Source organism: Mucilaginibacter inviolabilis, from assembly GCF_011089895.1.
Classification (GTDB): domain Bacteria; phylum Bacteroidota; class Bacteroidia; order Sphingobacteriales; family Sphingobacteriaceae; genus Mucilaginibacter; species Mucilaginibacter inviolabilis.
The window spans coordinates 3,851,805-3,868,570 of the sequence record NZ_JAANAT010000001.1 but is presented as its reverse complement, the minus strand read 5'-3'; the positions used below and the strand labels follow the sequence as shown (position 1 = coordinate 3,868,570).

General features: G+C 42.5%; 16 protein-coding genes. 7 read left to right on the top strand and 9 right to left on the bottom strand.

The window, feature by feature from the left end; all coding sequences use genetic code 11:
- The first annotated feature begins 27 nt into the window (after positions 1–27).
- Positions 28–1,050, top strand: a complete 1,023-nt coding sequence (locus G7092_RS16005; protein WP_166090812.1) for an asparaginase — start codon at positions 28–30, stop codon at positions 1,048–1,050.
- A 9-nt stretch (positions 1,051–1,059) separates the two neighbouring features.
- Here the strand turns inward: G7092_RS16005 and G7092_RS30905 are convergent, their stop codons facing one another.
- Positions 1,060–1,779, bottom strand: coding sequence for a LytR/AlgR family response regulator transcription factor (locus tag G7092_RS30905; protein WP_166090811.1), 720 nt, complete (start codon positions 1,777–1,779; stop codon positions 1,060–1,062).
- Positions 1,776–2,804, bottom strand: a complete 1,029-nt coding sequence (locus G7092_RS15995; protein WP_166090809.1) for a sensor histidine kinase — start codon at positions 2,802–2,804, stop codon at positions 1,776–1,778. Before G7092_RS15995 ends, G7092_RS30905 begins: the two co-directional genes overlap by 4 nt.
- 218 nt (positions 2,805–3,022) lie before the next feature.
- On the opposite strand from G7092_RS15995, the gene G7092_RS15990 reads away from it, so the two are divergent.
- Entirely contained in the window at positions 3,023–3,838 is an 816-nt protein-coding gene (locus G7092_RS15990) for a DUF3108 domain-containing protein (protein WP_166090808.1), read from the top strand.
- Between the two features lie 21 nt (positions 3,839–3,859).
- Here G7092_RS15990 and G7092_RS15985 read toward each other — a convergent pair whose 3' ends face one another.
- Both G7092_RS15985 and G7092_RS15980 read right to left on the bottom strand, forming a co-directional pair.
- Positions 3,860–4,225 carry a hypothetical protein gene (locus tag G7092_RS15985; RefSeq protein ID WP_166090806.1) on the bottom strand — a complete coding sequence of 122 codons (366 nt, stop codon included), beginning with the start codon at positions 4,223–4,225 and terminating at the stop codon, positions 3,860–3,862.
- A 407-nt stretch (positions 4,226–4,632) separates the two neighbouring features.
- On the bottom strand, positions 4,633–5,391 hold the full coding sequence (locus G7092_RS15980) for an MBL fold metallo-hydrolase (RefSeq protein WP_166090805.1): 759 nt from the start codon (positions 5,389–5,391) through the stop codon (positions 4,633–4,635).
- A 97-nt stretch (positions 5,392–5,488) separates the two neighbouring features.
- Here G7092_RS15980 and G7092_RS15975 point away from each other — a divergent pair, with 97 nt between their 5' ends.
- Positions 5,489–5,851 (top strand): winged helix-turn-helix transcriptional regulator, encoded by a 363-nt coding sequence (locus G7092_RS15975; protein ID WP_166090804.1) that lies wholly within the window; start codon positions 5,489–5,491, stop codon positions 5,849–5,851.
- An 83-nt stretch (positions 5,852–5,934) separates the two neighbouring features.
- Here the strand turns inward: G7092_RS15975 and G7092_RS15970 are convergent, their stop codons facing one another.
- The 3 genes from G7092_RS15970 to G7092_RS15960 are packed head-to-tail and all read right to left on the bottom strand — an operon-like array spanning position 5,935 to position 7,834.
- Positions 5,935–6,918, bottom strand: coding sequence for an aldo/keto reductase (locus G7092_RS15970; RefSeq protein WP_166090802.1), 984 nt, complete (start codon positions 6,916–6,918; stop codon positions 5,935–5,937).
- 18 nt (positions 6,919–6,936) lie between these two features.
- The gene (locus G7092_RS15965) at positions 6,937–7,224 is read right to left on the bottom strand and encodes a putative quinol monooxygenase (protein WP_166090800.1); all 288 of its coding nucleotides are present in this window, start codon (positions 7,222–7,224) and stop codon (positions 6,937–6,939) included.
- A complete protein-coding gene (locus G7092_RS15960) occupies positions 7,196–7,834 on the bottom strand; it encodes an NAD(P)H-dependent oxidoreductase (protein WP_166090799.1) in 639 nt (212 codons plus the stop codon). Before G7092_RS15960 ends, G7092_RS15965 begins: the two co-directional genes overlap by 29 nt.
- A gap of 226 nt (positions 7,835–8,060) precedes the next feature.
- On the opposite strand from G7092_RS15960, the gene G7092_RS15955 reads away from it, so the two are divergent.
- Positions 8,061–8,957 carry a LysR family transcriptional regulator gene (locus tag G7092_RS15955; RefSeq protein ID WP_166090798.1) on the top strand — a complete coding sequence of 299 codons (897 nt, stop codon included), beginning with the start codon at positions 8,061–8,063 and terminating at the stop codon, positions 8,955–8,957.
- A 371-nt stretch (positions 8,958–9,328) separates the two neighbouring features.
- Here the strand turns inward: G7092_RS15955 and G7092_RS15950 are convergent, their stop codons facing one another.
- Positions 9,329–10,813: an aldehyde dehydrogenase (NADP(+)) gene (locus G7092_RS15950; protein WP_166090797.1), complete on the bottom strand. Its 1,485-nt coding sequence runs from the start codon at positions 10,811–10,813 to the stop codon at positions 9,329–9,331.
- Positions 10,814–11,449: 636 nt separating this feature from the next.
- Positions 11,450–12,178, bottom strand: a complete 729-nt coding sequence (locus G7092_RS15945; RefSeq protein ID WP_090472617.1) for a GntR family transcriptional regulator — start codon at positions 12,176–12,178, stop codon at positions 11,450–11,452.
- A gap of 271 nt (positions 12,179–12,449) precedes the next feature.
- Between G7092_RS15945 and G7092_RS15940 the strand changes: the two genes are divergently transcribed.
- From G7092_RS15940 to G7092_RS15930, 3 genes are all read left to right on the top strand, one after another.
- Entirely contained in the window at positions 12,450–14,255 is a 1,806-nt protein-coding gene (locus G7092_RS15940) for a class I mannose-6-phosphate isomerase (protein WP_166090796.1), read from the top strand.
- The gene (locus G7092_RS15935) at positions 14,252–15,682 is read left to right on the top strand and encodes a sugar porter family MFS transporter (protein ID WP_166090794.1); all 1,431 of its coding nucleotides are present in this window, start codon (positions 14,252–14,254) and stop codon (positions 15,680–15,682) included. Before G7092_RS15940 ends, G7092_RS15935 begins: the two co-directional genes overlap by 4 nt.
- A gap of 143 nt (positions 15,683–15,825) precedes the next feature.
- Positions 15,826–16,755: an NAD(P)/FAD-dependent oxidoreductase gene (locus G7092_RS15930; protein WP_235953833.1), complete on the top strand. Its 930-nt coding sequence runs from the start codon at positions 15,826–15,828 to the stop codon at positions 16,753–16,755.
- The last annotated feature ends 11 nt before the right edge of the window (positions 16,756–16,766 follow it).

The following is a 16,766-nucleotide window of genomic DNA, read 5'->3' as shown; positions in this document are numbered from 1 at the left end:
GAATTTATACAGCATACAACCTATTTCATGAGCCAGATACTGATCATCTATACCGGAGGGACAATTGGAATGATGACCGATCCAGTGACCAAAGTTTTAAAACCTATCGACTTTGAGCATATCATGGATAATGTTCCGGAACTTGAAAAATTAAATTGTAAAATTAAGGTTCATTCTTTTGATGAGATCATTGATTCGTCAAATATGAACCCCGCGATCTGGAGCGAACTGGCAGGCATTATCTTATCAAATTATCATGATAACGACGGCTTTGTGATATTACATGGGTCCGATACAATGGCCTATACCGCATCGGCCTTAAGCTTTATGCTCGAGAACCTGGGCAAACCCATCATATTTACGGGCTCACAATTACCCATAAGCGCTATACGTACAGATGCCAAGGAAAACCTGATGACAGCTATTGAAATAGCTAAATCAAAAAAAGGCGACCGTGCGCGCGTACCAGAAGTTTGCATCTACTTTGATTATAAACTGTTCCGCGGTAACCGGGCCTTTAAATATAATTCTTCCAAATTCGAGGCGTTTCGTTCGCCTAATTACCCTATACTGGCTGAATCTGGCGTTCACTTGCGTTTTAGCGCCAATGATATCCGTCACCCTCAGGAAGGTTCGGAGCTTATCATCCACAATAACCTGGTAAGTGATGTGGCTGTATTAAAACTGTACCCCGGCATCGGTACAAAGGTAGTAGAGACCATCCTTAACTCCGACGTGCGCGGCATTGTAATGGAAACATTTGGTGCGGGTAATACAACTACAGATAGCTGGTTTATTGATTTGCTGAAAGGCGCAATTGATAACGGCAAGGTTATCGTGGATATTTCACAATGTAAAGTTGGTACGGTTGAACTGGGCAGGTACGATACCAGTCGCCAATTAAAAGATATTGGTGTAGCTAATGGCTACGATATGACCTTTGAATCGGCAGTAACCAAAATGATGTACCTGCTGGGTATGTTTGATGATCCGGCACAGGTGAAACATTATATGGAACAGGATTTAAGGGGCGAGATCACGGTATCGTAAGTATCCCCCTCAAAATATCCTTTGATTAATAACGGCCATAAAGCCATCCTTGAATTTTTCGCTTACGGGGATGTGCTTGTCGCCAATGTAGATATGGTTATCCTGTATCTTGTTGAGTTGTTTGGTGTTGACGATATAGGAGTTGTGCACCCGTACAAAAGGAACAGTAAGCTGTTCCTCAATATCTTTTAAACGGCGGTAAATCAACAGTTGATCGGTTTGGGTAACTACCCTCACGTATTCTTTTTCGCCTTCAAAGTACAAGATGTGTTCCAGCAGAATTTTGCGTAATACTTTGCCAGATTTTACAAAAAAGTATTCCTGGTTAGACGATTGTACAGGAGTTGGGGCCATTGCAGGGGCTTTGCCAAAGTAAAATTCTATTTTTTGCTGCGCTGCCAGGAAGCGTTTCAGGGTAATAGGCTTCAGCAGATAGTCGATGGTTTTAAAAGTATAGCTCTCGGCAGCGAATTCAGAGTAGGCCGTAGTGAAAACAATTTTGGTATCAGACGGCAGTAAGCCGGCCAACTCCATCCCACTCAAGTGAGGCATGTTGATATCTAAAAAAATAAAATCAACCTTGTGTTTGTTCTCCTTTAAAAAAGCGAGTGCTTCCAGTCCGTTATAGCACTTGGTTAAAAGCTGCCATTGCGTGGTTTGGCCTATCAGCATTTCCAGCAGTTTTACCGCATTGGGTTCATCATCTATAATAATGCAACTTAAATTCACGCTAGTGGGATCTTTAAAAAAGCCGTAAATGATTGTTCGTTTTTATGGGTATCCAGCTCAAAATTGTTTTGATAAAGCAAGGTAAGTCTTTTACGCAAATTAGTGATGCCAAAACCACTGCTGCCATTTTGTTTAGGCTTGTCGTAAATTCGATTAACGGTTTCAAACATCAGGTAATTATCCTCCTGAACCAGCGAAATCTTGACACAATTATCCAGGCTTGATTTATCGATGCCATGCTTAAAAATATTCTCTACAAAAGTCATCAGCAACATAGGAGGGATACGCAAGTCGGCGTTAAATTGTTTTGTAAAAGTGAGTTGTACTTCGTGACGGATGCGGATCTTTTCCAGCTCCAGGTAATTCTCCAGAAATTTAACTTCGGTATTAATGGGTACCTCATCCATGGGGCTTTCATCCAAAAAATAACGCATAATATCAGAGAGTCGTTCTATCAGGGCCGCCGTTCGGGGAGCTTCGCGGTAAGCTTCATAGTAAATATTATTAAGTGTATTGAACAAAAAATGCGGTTGTACCTGCGACTTGAGCAGGTTGAGTTCGGCCTGACTTTTTTGCACCAAGATCTCCTCTGTTTGCTGCTTTAATTTAAAATAGGCAATGGCGATACGGAATATAAAACTGAGCGCAAAAATTAACCCTCCGCCCAAAACAAATTTTAACAGGTTTAAGAGTGTTATAGGTTCGGCCTGCCCCGGCTTCGCGAAATAGGTATTATAAACAATGGTGCTTACGTAACCCCGGCCTATCCCTGTAAACAACAACAGCAACAGTGCCAGTAAGCCATACAAAACATATCTCCGGGTTTCATAAAAACGGGGATACAGAAACCAGATATTACCGTATATGATAATAACATAATAAACAACGTACAGGTGAGTGTAAAATACACTTTCCCTAATACCATCCATAGAGGTGAACGACAGGAAAAGTATAATATAAACAGAAATCCAAACCAGCCATTGGAGTTGGGTAATAGTGGCCTTACCCTTAAACACTTGCATCATGTCTAAAATTACAAAGGTTTTCTGGTGTTTCGGCCTTTTTTCAATGGTTATGGTGGTTTATTCAATCGGGTAGCCTTTAGCTTCAACTAAAGGTTCGTGCCTGTTTGGTTGAAGCTAAAGCCTGCGTGGTTAAAAATAGGGCGATAGCAGTTGAATTGATTTTTGGCGATGACAGATAAACAACAGCTTTGATCGTTTAACAATAACCTTTAACGATAATGAAAGCCGACTGTTCTGTATTTAAAATCATCATTACCAGTTTAGCGTTACTATGGGCGTTAATGGGTAATTTGAAACCGGTTTGGGCACAAGCTGATACTATACGCCTGCAAGATAAACGACTGATGACACAGGTATTGCAACCAGGCAACCGCCAGTATCTGGTGTATTTTCAGATGCTGAAGAATAAAAAGAACTTACGTTTCTGGTACTGGATACGTAATACCACTATCGAAAACCGTAACGGCGAAAAGGTATTTGCTATAAACCAGCATTGGTTTGGCAGCGATACGCTGGCATACAGATCGGTATATTCGGTTAACAGAACGGCCGATTTTACACCGCTTTATCATGCAGAAACCATTAACAATAAAATAAAAGCCTATAACTGGAGCGCGGATAAAATTGCCGGGGCTGATAGTGTAAAGGATAATACGGCCAAAAACTTTTCGCTGGCTTTTAAGCAACCCAATTTTAACTGGAACCTGGATATCGAAACCTTTGAAATGCTGCCGCTGGCCGCGGGCAAAACCTTTGTGATTAATTTTTACGATGCGGGTTTAGCACCGCCCGAATATGTAACTTATAAAGTAACCGGCAGTGAGGTAATAGCGACCACCAATAACGACAAAGTTGATTGCTGGAAACTTTTTACCGAAAGTGAATATCAAGGTAAGCACTATACTGAAACCTACTGGATAAGCAAAAAAGGGCATGAGTTTTTAAAGGAAGAGGATGCTTTTGATGGCGGCTATCGCTATAAAATTAAACTCCCTATGATGACTCCCGACCTGATGAAAAGGTTTGAGCAATAAAAAACATTTGTGTACCGGGGATTAGTCGGATGGCAAAAAGTCGAGTGCTTTTTTTATAGTCAGTAAACTGGTTCCAAAGGCTAGTTCGGCTGCCTGCTGCTGACTTTTAAGCAGGTACGAAATAAATATCACCACACAAAAGGCGCTGAGTATGCTCAGCAAAAAGAATTTAATGGCCCTGGCATCTGTATAGGTTAATTCCCGGGCGGTTTGATCATGATGCAGATGAGCAATACTGCTTTTTAGTAAAACCAGTGAAAAAAGTAAAACCAGTGTCAGTATTTTAGGCAGCTCGTGCCAGATCAATAAACTGTAAATGATGATCAGCGTTCCTATCAGTAAAAAGATCATCAGTAAAGCAGTAATTGTTTCGCGGACTCTTTTCATATTGTTGTTTGAGGCTGTGACAACAACATGAGCTTTTACCCTTACGCCGGATACAGAAAATTTACTTCATGACCTTTAAATGGTAATCCAGGCGTAGGGCAAATGGCTTGTAATAATTAGACAGGTGGATATAAAATAAAGACGGAATGGGTTAGGCTAAAGCCAGGAACTATTTCTTTGTAGCCCGTTGGTTAAAACCAACGGCAATGAAAGATAAATTAACTACTTTTTATTCATTGCCATCCCATTTATGGGACGGATAATAGTAGTATTTCCTGGCTTTAGCCAAAAAATAATCTTCCAAACACCTGTGGTATACGTAGCAGACAACCATACATCCCAAAGCTCCTATGCCTTTTCAATAAGGCACAGTGGCTGAAAATCAATATTCAAATAAGGGGCGAGCATTATATAAGCCACTCGCCATCGTCCGGTACGTGGCAGCGTTGAGTAAGATGATGTGCTGCTAAGGCCGTTTTAATATCGGCTCTGCTTTCGGTGCCATGATTGGCGGTTTCCAGGTGTACCACATAAACACCGGCTTGGGGTGCATAGTTACAAACCGTTATGATATCATTTATATCCATCACTATCGGGTCGCCGGCTATAAAGCGGGCAGCTCCGCCATTGAGTACCACATGGGCAGGTTGGTATGTGTCCAGCGCGTCCTGTACTTCGGTACACCAAATAGTATCGCCGGCAATATAGATGCTATCGCCGCCATGAGCTATCACATAGCCCGAAACAATACCCATGCGCTCGCCTATTTCGCCAGTTCCGTGCCGGCCGCCGGTGCGATTGATGTGGATATCTTCCCAAACCAAACCATCATTTACAGGGATAACGTTTGTAAAACCTGCTTCGCGGATTACTTCGGTATTGGCAGGCTGGCAAAACAGGGTGATATCTTTGGGCAATAACTCCTGTGCAGTAGCATCCCAATGATCCAGATGTACATGCGTAAGCAATACAGCATTGGTTTTGGCTATCAGTGTATGCAGTTCATCTTCGGTGATAGGAAGATCAACCAGCGGATTTCTTAAAGTATTACCGGTATTTGGAAACGGATCATAGCTGCCTTTGGGAGCCAGCATAGGATCAATAAGAATAGTTTTGCCGTTGGCGGATAATATCTGGGTTGCATTGCGCAATAATTGTAAGTTCATGGTAAAGCATTTAAATTTGATGCAGGCAAAGATCAGGTTCTCCTTTGGCAAGCCCAAGAAGGTTACTTTTTTGTAACCCGTTCACTATTTGGTAACCATGAATTATAATCAGTTTAAACATTGCGGTCTTAATGTTACGTTAACCATGCTTTCGGGCAAATGGAAACCTATTATCCTGTATCATTTATTCCATAATGCCGAGATGCGCTTTACCGAGCTCTGGCGAATCATCCCCAAAGTAGCTAAAAAGGTTCTGCTTGATCATCTGAAACAAATGGAGATGGATGGCCTTATCATCCGTGAAGAAAAACATGGCTTCCCGCCCGAGGTAAGCTACCGTATATCCGAAAAAGGAAAGGCCCTGGGTCCGGCACTATCTGCGCTGGAAACCTGGGCCAATGAATATGCCGCCGATGAAGTGGCGGAGTATAAAAAGAGTGCTGTAGGGAAGTTGCGGTAGGCTCCCCCCGTTTGAACTCTCTACTCTTCACGCGTCATTGCGAGGTACGAAGCAATGACGCGTGGGATAGAAAGACGCTTACCTTACCCAAAAATCTCCTCAAACTTCTTATTAATAAAAGCCAACTCCCCTGCCGAAAGCGTAAAATCAACCGCTTTAGCATTGTCAATGGCTTGGGTTGCATTGCGGGCACCTGCTAACACCACGGTTATGCCGGGTTGTAGCGTCGTCCAGCGTAATACCAGTTGCGATAAACTGGCTCCTTTTTCCTGCGCCAGCGGATGGATAGCTTCTAAAAACAAGTTTACTTTACCTATCGAAAACTGGTTGAAGTAGCCGTTGCGGTGGTCGTCATCACTCAGTTTAAAATCGGGTTTGTATTTGCCGGTCAGTAAACCACGTTCCAGCGGACTATAAGCGATAATGCCGATATGATTTTCTATAGCATAGGGCACTACATCCTGTTCAATAGCCCGGTTAAGCATGCTGTACGGTACCTGGTTTGATGCCAGCTGGATGCTTTGCTGCGCAGTTTGCATTTGCTGCAGGCTGTAATTGCTCACGCCAGCCGCCCTGATCTTACCTTGCTTGATGAGCAATTCCAGCGTCTCCATAGTTTCGGCGATGGGAGTGGTAGTATCGGGCCAATGAATTTGCAGCAGGTCGATGTAATCGGTCCCTAATCTTTTCAGGCTGGCTTCCACCTCACGGATGATGCTGTCCTTAGCCGCGTATTTATAAACAGGCAGTTTGTTGCCATGATCGTCGGCGGCATCAAAAAAGAACTCGCCTTTGCTTTGATCCCAAACCAGGCCAAATTTGGTAAGCAATTGTATTTTACTGCGATCATACCCGGTCACTGCCTTGCCTATCAGTTCTTCGCTTAAACCAAAACCGTAAAATGGCGCGGTATCAATAGTGGTAACGCCATGGTCGATAGATGCCCGTACAGCTTTTATCGATTCCTGTTGCTCATTACCGCCCCACATATTACCGCCAATGGCAAATGCGCCGTAAGTAATGGCCGATAACTTTAGCTCTGTATTTCCTAATTTTCTGTATTCCATTTGTTGTGTTGCCGGTAATTATTTTACCGGCTGTGTTTTGTAAATAATAATATCCCCATCGCGCAGATGGGCAGTGTTGCTAATAAAGCGTTCGATGTGTGGCTGGCTGTTGTGTAGTTCCAAGCCGGCGGCATCGGCCCATTCTTCGTGAAAGATAAAAGTGTTCTCATCATCCGCCTGGTACAGATCGTACTGTAGGCAGGCGGTTTCTTTGGTGGAATGGCTTACCAATTCCAGCAAATGTGCTTTTAATGCTTCGGCCTCACCGGGGATGCTTTTAATTAGCGCTGTTAAGTAAATGCTCATGTTGTTCTGTTTTTGAATTGGTGATGAAATTTTCGGTCAGGTGATCAATGTAAATGGGCAGATCGCGCTGAATGTTGGCGTTTTTTTCTACATCGTGAAAGTGCAGGCTTTTTATAGGCGTCATCCCGGTAAAGGCATTCATGCGGTGAAAACCGAAGAGTACGCCGTCATCTACACTGGTTTCATTAAAAAACTCATTGGGCAGGGTAAACGCTTCGCGCGGGGCATTCCATGATGAAGTTAACATGTATTGCCTGCCGTGCAGCATACCGCCTGTACCGTAATTGATGGCCGGATTGGCTGATGAACGGCCATCACTGTGGTAAATGCCTTTAGCATGACCTTCGGTAAACACCACATCGATATATTGTTTTAGCGCATGCGGCACTTGGAACCACCAGATAGGGATATGGTAGATCACTACATCAGCCCAAACGTATTTTTCAACCTCTTCGGCCGGGTCGTAGTCGTCGTTAACATCAGTATATTTTACCTCGTAACCGGGTTGATTGCTGAAAAATTCAACAGTGGCATCGCTGATGGTTTTGTTGAATCTACCACCGGAATGACCGAATTTTTGTCCTCCGTTTATTACAAATATTTTTTTCATTTTCTTTTTTTCAATTTTGATAGCACAAAATTATGTCGGATTTATATACTATTAAAATAATTTAAATCATACATTTGTATCATAATTATAATAGTTTAAATAAGAATCAAGATATAAGAGTCAGGAACCAAGAAAGAACATTATAAGCGAAGCAAAGCTGTTTTCCGCATATCTTGATTCCTGACTCTTATATCTTGATTCTTATCTGGCATTAGCAATATTTATTATGGTGAATTTAGAGTGGTACCGGACTTTTAAAGCGATATATGAAACAGGCACACTCACCGGAGCGGCAGAAGCGCTGTATGTATCGCAGCCTGGTGTGAGCCTGCACTTGGGTTCGTTAGAGGCGTATGTGGGCTATAAATTGTTTGATCGTACCTCGCGCAAAATGGTGTCGACCGAACGGGGTAAGATCCTGTATAACTATATCCAGGAAGCACTGGAAAAACTGGAATCGGCCGAAAAGCATTTCCACCGCAGTACCGAAAAAGATACGCCCACCATCAGTATAGGCATGTGTTTCGAGACGTTCCAGATTACGCTGGAGCCCTACCTGGCTACGCTGCCTTTTAACGTGATCATTAAGTTTGGTGAATACCCGCAGATGTTGGCCGACCTGGATAATGGCATTCTCGACCTCATCATCACCCCGGAGAAAGGCAATAATAAAAGTATCGAATACACCCCTTTTTCTAAGGAGATCATTGTGCTGGTAGCTGGTAAGAATATTGACTGTGCCGAATTTGACAGACTATTGGCAAAAGACGATATGCCCGGTTTAGAACAATGGCTTAGTGCGCAACGCTGGTATGGCACCACCGGCGACATGGAGCACTGGCTGCGTTTTTGGTACAATAATTTTAACCGCAGACCCAACTTTAAACCCAACTTTATTGTGCCGAATTTAAATTCGATAGTACGCTGCCTGAGCAGCGGTACAGGTTTGGCCGTGATCCCCGATTTTTTATGTAAACAGGAATTAGAGGCCGGCGATGTAAAGTTGATATGGGAAGGCCGGAAAAAGGTAGAGAATACCCTCTATTTTTCGATGCGCAAGAAAACTATTTATGCGAAAGAGATTGAGCGCATCAAAGAGATTTTTATAAAGGAGATGGCGTGAGATAGGATAGGGGGCGCATGTAATGCTTCTCTGGTAGCTTATAAAAAGCATGTCATTTCGAACGAGGCACGAGGAGAAATCTTCTGCGATTAGCCAGACGAGTATTGCAAGGCGTAAAAGATTTCTCCTCACCCCCTTTTCGTTCCCTCAGGGTCTCCTGAAAGGGATCCTGAGGTTGTCCACCTCCACCTTGCCTATAGCTCAGTGCCCTCTACGATCCTCTCGCAGAGGCCTGCCAAGTGGGTTAACATGAAAATGCCAATAATCATGCATTTATATAGTTAATTTATTGATTGTAAATCAGTTATATAAATTGTAGCCGTAAAAAGTGTAAACCATGTAAACCCACTTTTTAACAAAATGAGAGGGTGTTATCTCTTCCACCCATTATCCACCATACGCCAAATACCCAGCGGATTGGCATTCTGCAGCGCTTGCGGTAGCTGACTATCGGGCCAGTTCTGGTAGCATACCGGGCGAACCCAGCGTTTAACGGCATTAATACCCACGGCAGTAAAGCGACTATCGGTAGTGGCAGGCGAAGGACCTCCATGAACCATAGCGGCACAAACCTCCACCCCGGTAGGCACACCATTAAACAATATACGACCAGCAATGGATGGCAGGAGATCGATCAGCTCGGGATGGTCAGTCAGGTCCTTTTCGGTACCCATTATCGTAGTGGTAAGCTGGCCCGATACCGACTTTAAAACGGCTATCAGTTCCTGCTCGTCGCGGCAGCTTACCAGGAGCGAGTAAGGGCCAAAAACTTCCTCGTGCAGCAGCGGGTTTTGCAGAAATGTTTCGCCGCTTACTTTGGCAATGATAGGCAATGCTTCTATATCGTACGCTGTTGCTTCGGCTTGTTGAACCAGGCTTACCCCATCCTGCTTAAGTGCCGCAGTGCTTTTCTTTTGATAAGCGGTATGGATACCGGCGTGCAGCATTTTAGCAGGCTGTACGGTTTTGATGCCCGTGCTTAAATGTTCCAGAAACTCATGCAGGACCGGGCTTTCCACCGCCAGCATCAGGCCGGGATTGGTACAAAACTGTCCCATGCCCAAGGTAATGGAACCTGCATATTGTGCGGCCAGATCGGCTGTGTTTTTTTGCAGGGTATCCGGTAAAAATATCACCGGGTTAATGCTGCCCATTTCAGAAAAAACAGGAATAGGATTTTCTCTTTGTGCCGAGTATTCAAACAGGGCTTTGCCACCCGCGGTTGAACCGGTAAAACCTACAGCTGCTGTAGGTGGTGCCTGTACAAGAGCCTTGCCGCTCTCGAACGAGGTGCCATGTACATGCTGAAAAACATCGGCAGGCATATGACAGGCAGCAATGGCTTTTTTTATAGCGCCGTATACCATTTCGGAAGTTTCGGCATGGGCAGGATGGGCTTTTACTACCACAGAACAACCCGCGGCCAGCGCACTGGAGGTGTCACCCCCCGCAGTGGAATAGGCGAAAGGAAAATTACTGGCCCCAAAAACTACTACCGGACCCAGGGGGATCAGCATTTTTCGCAGATCGGGTTTGGGCTGGGGAGTACGTTCTGGCTTTGCGGTATCAATAGTGGCTTCTACCCAGCTGCCTTCACGCAGCATGGTGGCAAACATGCGCAGTTGTCCCGTTGTACGGGCGCGTTCGCCGGTGAGGCGGGCTATGGGCAAGTTAGTTTCTTCGGATGCTTTTTGCAACAGGGCATCGCCCAACGCCTCAATCTCCTGGGCTATGGTATCCAGAAAATTGCTTTTTTCTTCGATGCTTTTTTTTCGGTAGATCCCGAACGCAGCGTACGAACGCTGCATTACCTGGTTTATTTCGTCGACACTCGCTTCTTTGAATGGGTTGGCCATGACAGATGTTTATAATAGATGATAAATAACAGCGGCTTAAGGCCGCAAATATTTTTAACAAAGATATTTAAACATGGTTCAATAAATTAGCCGAAACTATCCTTTAATGTTATGATTTTGGCCTTTTGTAAAAAAGAAAGTGTTTGTTTACCTCTGGCAACCTTTTGAAAGGGAAATAGATATGCCTTTAGAATAATTTGTAGTAAAATTTAAAAAAATATACTGATTATGCATGAATACGTGTTAATTTTACACCTGTAAAAACCATTTAGCTGGTGCTGCCGTAATTGTATCAAATTGGTTAAAGATTTTCCACTATAAGCGGTTATAGTTTTTGGAAAGCAAGTGTGTTCCGGGGTAAAACCCGGAGCGCATTTTGTTTTTATCCCACACACCAAATTAAAACCGCTGATGCCATAAAATATAAGTAAATAAACAATGATCGCAGACAAGCAAGCAATAAGAAAAGAATATATGGCCGATTTATTGAATAGTATCCTTAAAGGGGAGGCTAAGCAATCCCGTACTTAATACAAAGTACTGATGCCCGAATTTTTGGAGGTAAAAGAAGAAATAATCTGGAAATTTAATTTGATGAGTCAGGCATCAAATTAAATATAATGATAGTTCGGATATTTACCGGGTGCTCTCTACGGTGTATACAAAGCTATCCGCCTTGTAGTAACCCAGGTTGTATTCAATTGGCCGCTCTCCCTGGTCAAAAACAAATCTTTTTCTGAATAGTACCGGGCTGCCAACGGCTATCCGCAGTTTCTCGGCAATAGAAGTATTGGCTGATTTTGCGCTGATCTCTTCTTTGGATAAGGTGGCTATAACAGAGTGATCCTGTTCTAACATTTCGTATAGTGGTCTCTTAAAATCCTCATCGCCGGTAAGGCCAACACGGGGATGGAAATAAGAAGCAAAATAAACAAATGGCTCATCGGTACGGCCCCTTACCCGTTCCATTTTTAATATTTTGCGATCGGTTTTTATTTCAAAGAATTTGGCAAGTGCTTCATCCGGGAAAACCCAGGTAACATGCAGCTCGAAATTTTTAATGGGAATGCCCCGTAATGCCATTTCCTGCGAAAAACTTAACCAGTTGTTTGATTTTGAGCTAACCGCAGCCTGCGCAACCTTGGTGCCAAACCTTTTTTTGCGTACCAGTAATCCTTCAAAAACCAATTTGTTGATAGCTTGCCTTAAGGTGGTGCGCGATATAGCCAATTTTTTGGCCAAATCAACCTCATTGGGCAAAAGTTTGCCCTCCTGGTACTCTTCCTCTGCTATCAACGTTCTTAATAAGGCCTCGGCCTGCACGTGTAAAGGAATAGGGCTTTTATGATCTATCGCGTATTTCATTTATTAATGTGAATTACAATAATAACCATTTTATTCAACAAGTTTATTTGTTGCTACATAAAGACGTGTCGAAACAGTTTTTAGTATTTGGTTGTTGTTGTTTCCAAGTACAAAAATAAATTAATTGGAAATTACTTGTATCATGAATTTATTTATATGTTTGTACATAATAAACATTAAACCGACTAGTTATGAATATTTATTTATTAAAAAATTCTTAAAGGGTTTTTTATCAGTATAAATAAATATGTACATACATTATTACAAATAAATGAACTCTAATCTAACTCCCGAGTTGAACAAAACCAGCTACCAACAGTTTCGAAAAACTTCGCAGTTTTTAATGCCTGTAAGCTTAAATAATAATATAGAACAAGATGAATATAATATTTACCCTGTATGTTCATTAGGAGGAGGAAAGATTTTTAACGGATATCATTCGTTAGCTCAGTACATCATCGAAAAACAAACGGTGATTATTGATGGTTACGTCGGCGTTTTGTGGAATACCATAAAGACATCGTTGAGTGAGTATTTTATAGCCGATGGATTAACGGTTAATTGGGTAGAAACTTCGGCGTATTTAAAGTCTCAGCATGAAATTGAGGCTTTGGTAGAACCCTTTTTGGGTGCCCGGGATGCGGTTTGGGGAACCAAATGTACATTATCTCTTCATGACCTGTTTGAGTTGGATAAGTTAACGGTGCAATCACCCAATAAAACAGTAGATATTAATATAGTGATGGGCTCTGGAGCGACATTAAGCAACTGGGATGCGCCGATAATTTATATAGATCTGCCTAAAAATGAATTGCAATTCAGGATGAGGGCGGGGGCTATAACCAATTTAGGTGCTGCCCAAGCTGATGAGCCTCTTTACATGTACAAGCGGTTTTATTTTGTTGATTGGGTTTTATTAAATAATCATAAAAAGCAGGTACTTGATCAGATAAGCGTTATTGCCGATGGACAATGGCCCGATGATATTAACTGGATGTACAAAACTGATTTTACTGATGGCCTGAGTCGCCTTGGTCAATCGGTTATCAGGGTTAGGCCCTGGTTTGAGCCGGGGGCATGGGGAGGGCATTGGATACGTGAGCACATCAAAAATATCAATAAAGATGTGGTTAACTATGCCTGGTCTTTTGAACTGATTGTACCGGAGAATGGTTTAGTGTTTGAAAGTGATGGTTATTTACTCGAGGTATCTTTTGATTTCCTGATGTTCAATAACCAGCAACAGGTGCTGGGAATACACGCGCAAAAGTTTGGCTACGAGTTTCCTATTCGTTTTGATTTTCTGGATACTTATGATGGTGGTAACTTGTCTATCCAGTGTCACCCTTCACTAAAATATATACAGGATAACTTTGGTGAAACCATAACCCAAGATGAGACCTATTACATACTGGATTGTAAAGATACGGCTGAGGTTTATCTTGGTTTTCAGGAGAACATCCAACCTGAAGAATTCAAATCGGTATTGGAAGCCAGTCAGCGTGAAAACAAAGAAGTAGAGATTACGAATTATGTGCAGGCCCATGCAGCCAAAAAACACGATCTATTCCTGATCCCAAATGGTACAGTGCATAGTGCAGGAGCTAATAATTTGGTACTGGAGATCAGCGCCACGCCATATATATTCACCTTTAAGATGTATGATTGGCTAAGGCTTGACCTTGACGGTAACCCACGCCCCATTAACATTGAGCACGCCTTTAATAATCTAAATTTTGACCGGAAAGGCGAAAAAGTTCCGGTGGAGCTTATTTCCAAACAAGAGGTTATCCGGCAGGGCGAAGGTTGGCAATTGGTGCATGTCCCCACGCATCAGGAGCATTTTTATGATGTACACCGGATAGAGTTTGACAAAGAGATCATCATTGAAACCCATAATCAGTGTCATATAATGATGTTGGTTGAAGGATCGGCCATTACCATAAAAACAGCCAACGGAACAGAACAAACTTTTGCTTACGCCGAAACTTTTGTAGTACCGGCAGCGGCACAATCTTATACGTTAATCAATCTGGGTAAAAATCGTGCTAAAGTGATCAAAGCTTTTTTAAAATGAATAGAGTAACTGTTCCTGAAAATAATGAGACCGCAAAACCAAGCAAGGTCTATCTGTATCTGGTATGTCTTGTGGCTGCTCTCGGTGGTTTTTTATTTGGTTTTGATACTGCTGTAATTTCGGGAACGGTAAGCCTGGTTAAACATGACTTTGGGTTAAACGCGGTTAGTGAAGGTTGGTTTGTAAGCTGTGCGCTGTTGGGTTGTATCATAGGCGTAAGCCTTTCTGGTAAACTGATCGACAAATATGGCCGCAAGATCGTGCTGATCATTTCGGCAGTGCTTTTCCTGGTATCGGCTTTGGGCTGTATGTTGTCTGATTCATTTACTGTTTTAATTGTGTTCCGGCTAATTGGAGGTTTGGGTATAGGTGTAGCCTCCATGGTATCGCCTTTGTATATTTCTGAATTCTCACCCTCACGTTTCCGAGGAATGATGGTATCATTATATCAGCTCGCCTTAACTGTTGGTATTGTGCTGGCTTATTTTTCGAACGCTTACTTGGCAAATCATACAACAGATGTATTTAACAATGCTGATATCAACAAAATATTTTCGGTAGAAGTTTGGCGGGGCATGCTGGGATTGGGTGCATTGCCAGCGGGTATATTTTTGATCTGTTTGTTTTTTGTACCCGAATCGCCACGGTGGTTATTATTAAAAGGACAGGAGCAGAGAGCAGAAGCGGTACTTATAAAAATTGATGGTATAAAAGCGGCGCAGAAAGAAATAGATGCCTTTAAAACACTGGATAGCAATAATGATGACGGTTCTATTAAAGAGCTATTCGCTCCGGTTTACCGTAAGGCTTTGTGGATAGGCTTGCTGTTACCGTTCTTATCGCAAGTATGTGGTATCAACGCGGTTATCTACTACGGCCCCAGAATTTTGGAACAGGCGGGTTTTACGCTTAATAATGCCCTTGGCGGGCAAGTAACTATAGGGCTGGTTAACGTAATATTTACTTTTGTGGCTATTTTTACTATTGATATATGGGGGCGCAGGCCTTTGCTGTTTGCAGGTATTGGTGGCGCGGTTATTTCATTGCTCATTATCGGGGTGCTGTTTGCACTCGGAATAACTACCGGACCGTGGATATTGGTCTTTATACTCACCTTTATATCCTGTTTCGCGTTCTCTTTTGGGCCGGTTTGCTGGGTGGTTGTAGGCGAAATATTTCCTAATGCTATCAGGGGAAAGGCGATGGCTTTGGCTACCTTATCATTGTGGATAGGTAATTTTTTAGTAGGACAGTTAACCCCTGTTATGTTGGAAGGTTTAGGATCTGCATGGACCTTTTGGCTGTTTGCGCTCTGTTGCTCGCCAGCATTGTGGCTTACTTTTAAACTTATTCCCGAAACCAAGGGGCGCTCATTGGAAAATATCGAAACCTTCTGGAAACAAACTTATATCCCAAACGGTAAATAATAATATTCATTTCTGGATATTTTAATAATAATGATATTCGTAAAGGTTACTTCCATTTCTGGTAAGTATTAGTTCTGATTTTGTCATTAAATGCAATTAAGTTGCATTTAAATTTATTCTTCATTAACTTTCAACCCGAAATAATGAAGAATAAAGTGATGAATAATTTCGAAACAGATTTTGAGGTAATAATTATAGGGGGCAGCTACGCCGGACTTTCTGCGGCAACTTCCTTAGCACGGGCCCTACGCAAAGTTTTAGTGATTGATTCTGGCAGACCATGCAACCAGCAAACCCCACATTCGCATAATTTTTTAACTCGTGACGGCGAGATGCCAGTAGCTATTACCCAAATAGCTCTTGAACAGCTCATGATGTACGACACAGTTAAGCTGATTGCTGATACGGCTATAGATGCTATAGCAAAAGAAGATGGTTTTCACATACTGACCCAGTCTGGCAAAAGGTATATTGCAAAGAAACTGCTTTTTGCTACAGGTATAAAGGATATTATGCCCGAACTACCAGGTTTTGCCGCATGTTGGGGGATTTCTGTAATACATTGTCCTTATTGTCATGGTTACGAGGTTCGTCAGCAACCAACAGGTATTTTGGGAAACGGCGATGTGGGGTATGAATATGCTAAGCTTATTAATAACTGGACAAAAGATCTTACACTTTTTACCAATGGCGTATCAACATTGAGTGTTGAGCAGGTGAAAGAACTACGGTTGTGCAATATTAATATAGAAGAAAACCGGATCAGGGAAATCGTACATGAAAATGGTCAGCTTAAAGGTATATCACTAGAAAATGATGAGATGTACCTGATAGATGCCTTATATCACCGGCCAGTCTTTATACAGCATTGCGATCTACCGGTGAAATTGGGATGTGATCTGACAGATGCTGGTTATATTAATGTAGATGGTTTCGGTCGTACCAATATCCCGGGGGTTTATGCAGCTGGTGATAATACTATGCCCATGCGTGCAGTATCTATGTCCGTGGCCTTGGGAACTGCGGCAGGCGCATTTATCAATAAAGATCTAATAGACAATAGCTATATTTGAAAATTTTAGAC

Bases quoted from the DNA above. Each gene is read 5' to 3' on its own strand.
- G7092_RS16005 (WP_166090812.1), top strand. From the start codon at position 28: ATGAGCCAGATACTGATCATCTATACCGGAGGGACAATTGGAATGATG.
- G7092_RS15995 (WP_166090809.1), bottom strand. From the start codon at position 2,804: ATGATGCAAGTGTTTAAGGGTAAGGCCACTATTACCCAACTCCAATGG.
- G7092_RS15990 (WP_166090808.1), top strand. From the start codon at position 3,023: ATGAAAGCCGACTGTTCTGTATTTAAAATCATCATTACCAGTTTAGCG.
- G7092_RS15985 (WP_166090806.1), bottom strand. From the start codon at position 4,225: ATGAAAAGAGTCCGCGAAACAATTACTGCTTTACTGATGATCTTTTTA.
- G7092_RS15980 (WP_166090805.1), bottom strand. From the start codon at position 5,391: ATGAACTTACAATTATTGCGCAATGCAACCCAGATATTATCCGCCAAC.
- G7092_RS15975 (WP_166090804.1), top strand. From the start codon at position 5,489: ATGAATTATAATCAGTTTAAACATTGCGGTCTTAATGTTACGTTAACC.
- G7092_RS15970 (WP_166090802.1), bottom strand. From the start codon at position 6,918: ATGGAATACAGAAAATTAGGAAATACAGAGCTAAAGTTATCGGCCATT.
- G7092_RS15965 (WP_166090800.1), bottom strand. From the start codon at position 7,224: ATGAGCATTTACTTAACAGCGCTAATTAAAAGCATCCCCGGTGAGGCC.
- G7092_RS15960 (WP_166090799.1), bottom strand. From the start codon at position 7,834: ATGAAAAAAATATTTGTAATAAACGGAGGACAAAAATTCGGTCATTCC.
- G7092_RS15955 (WP_166090798.1), top strand. From the start codon at position 8,061: ATGGTGAATTTAGAGTGGTACCGGACTTTTAAAGCGATATATGAAACA.
- G7092_RS15950 (WP_166090797.1), bottom strand. From the start codon at position 10,813: ATGGCCAACCCATTCAAAGAAGCGAGTGTCGACGAAATAAACCAGGTA.
- G7092_RS15945 (WP_090472617.1), bottom strand. From the start codon at position 12,178: ATGAAATACGCGATAGATCATAAAAGCCCTATTCCTTTACACGTGCAG.
- G7092_RS15940 (WP_166090796.1), top strand. From the start codon at position 12,450: ATGAACTCTAATCTAACTCCCGAGTTGAACAAAACCAGCTACCAACAG.
- G7092_RS15935 (WP_166090794.1), top strand. From the start codon at position 14,252: ATGAATAGAGTAACTGTTCCTGAAAATAATGAGACCGCAAAACCAAGC.
- G7092_RS15930 (WP_235953833.1), top strand. From the start codon at position 15,826: ATGAAGAATAAAGTGATGAATAATTTCGAAACAGATTTTGAGGTAATA.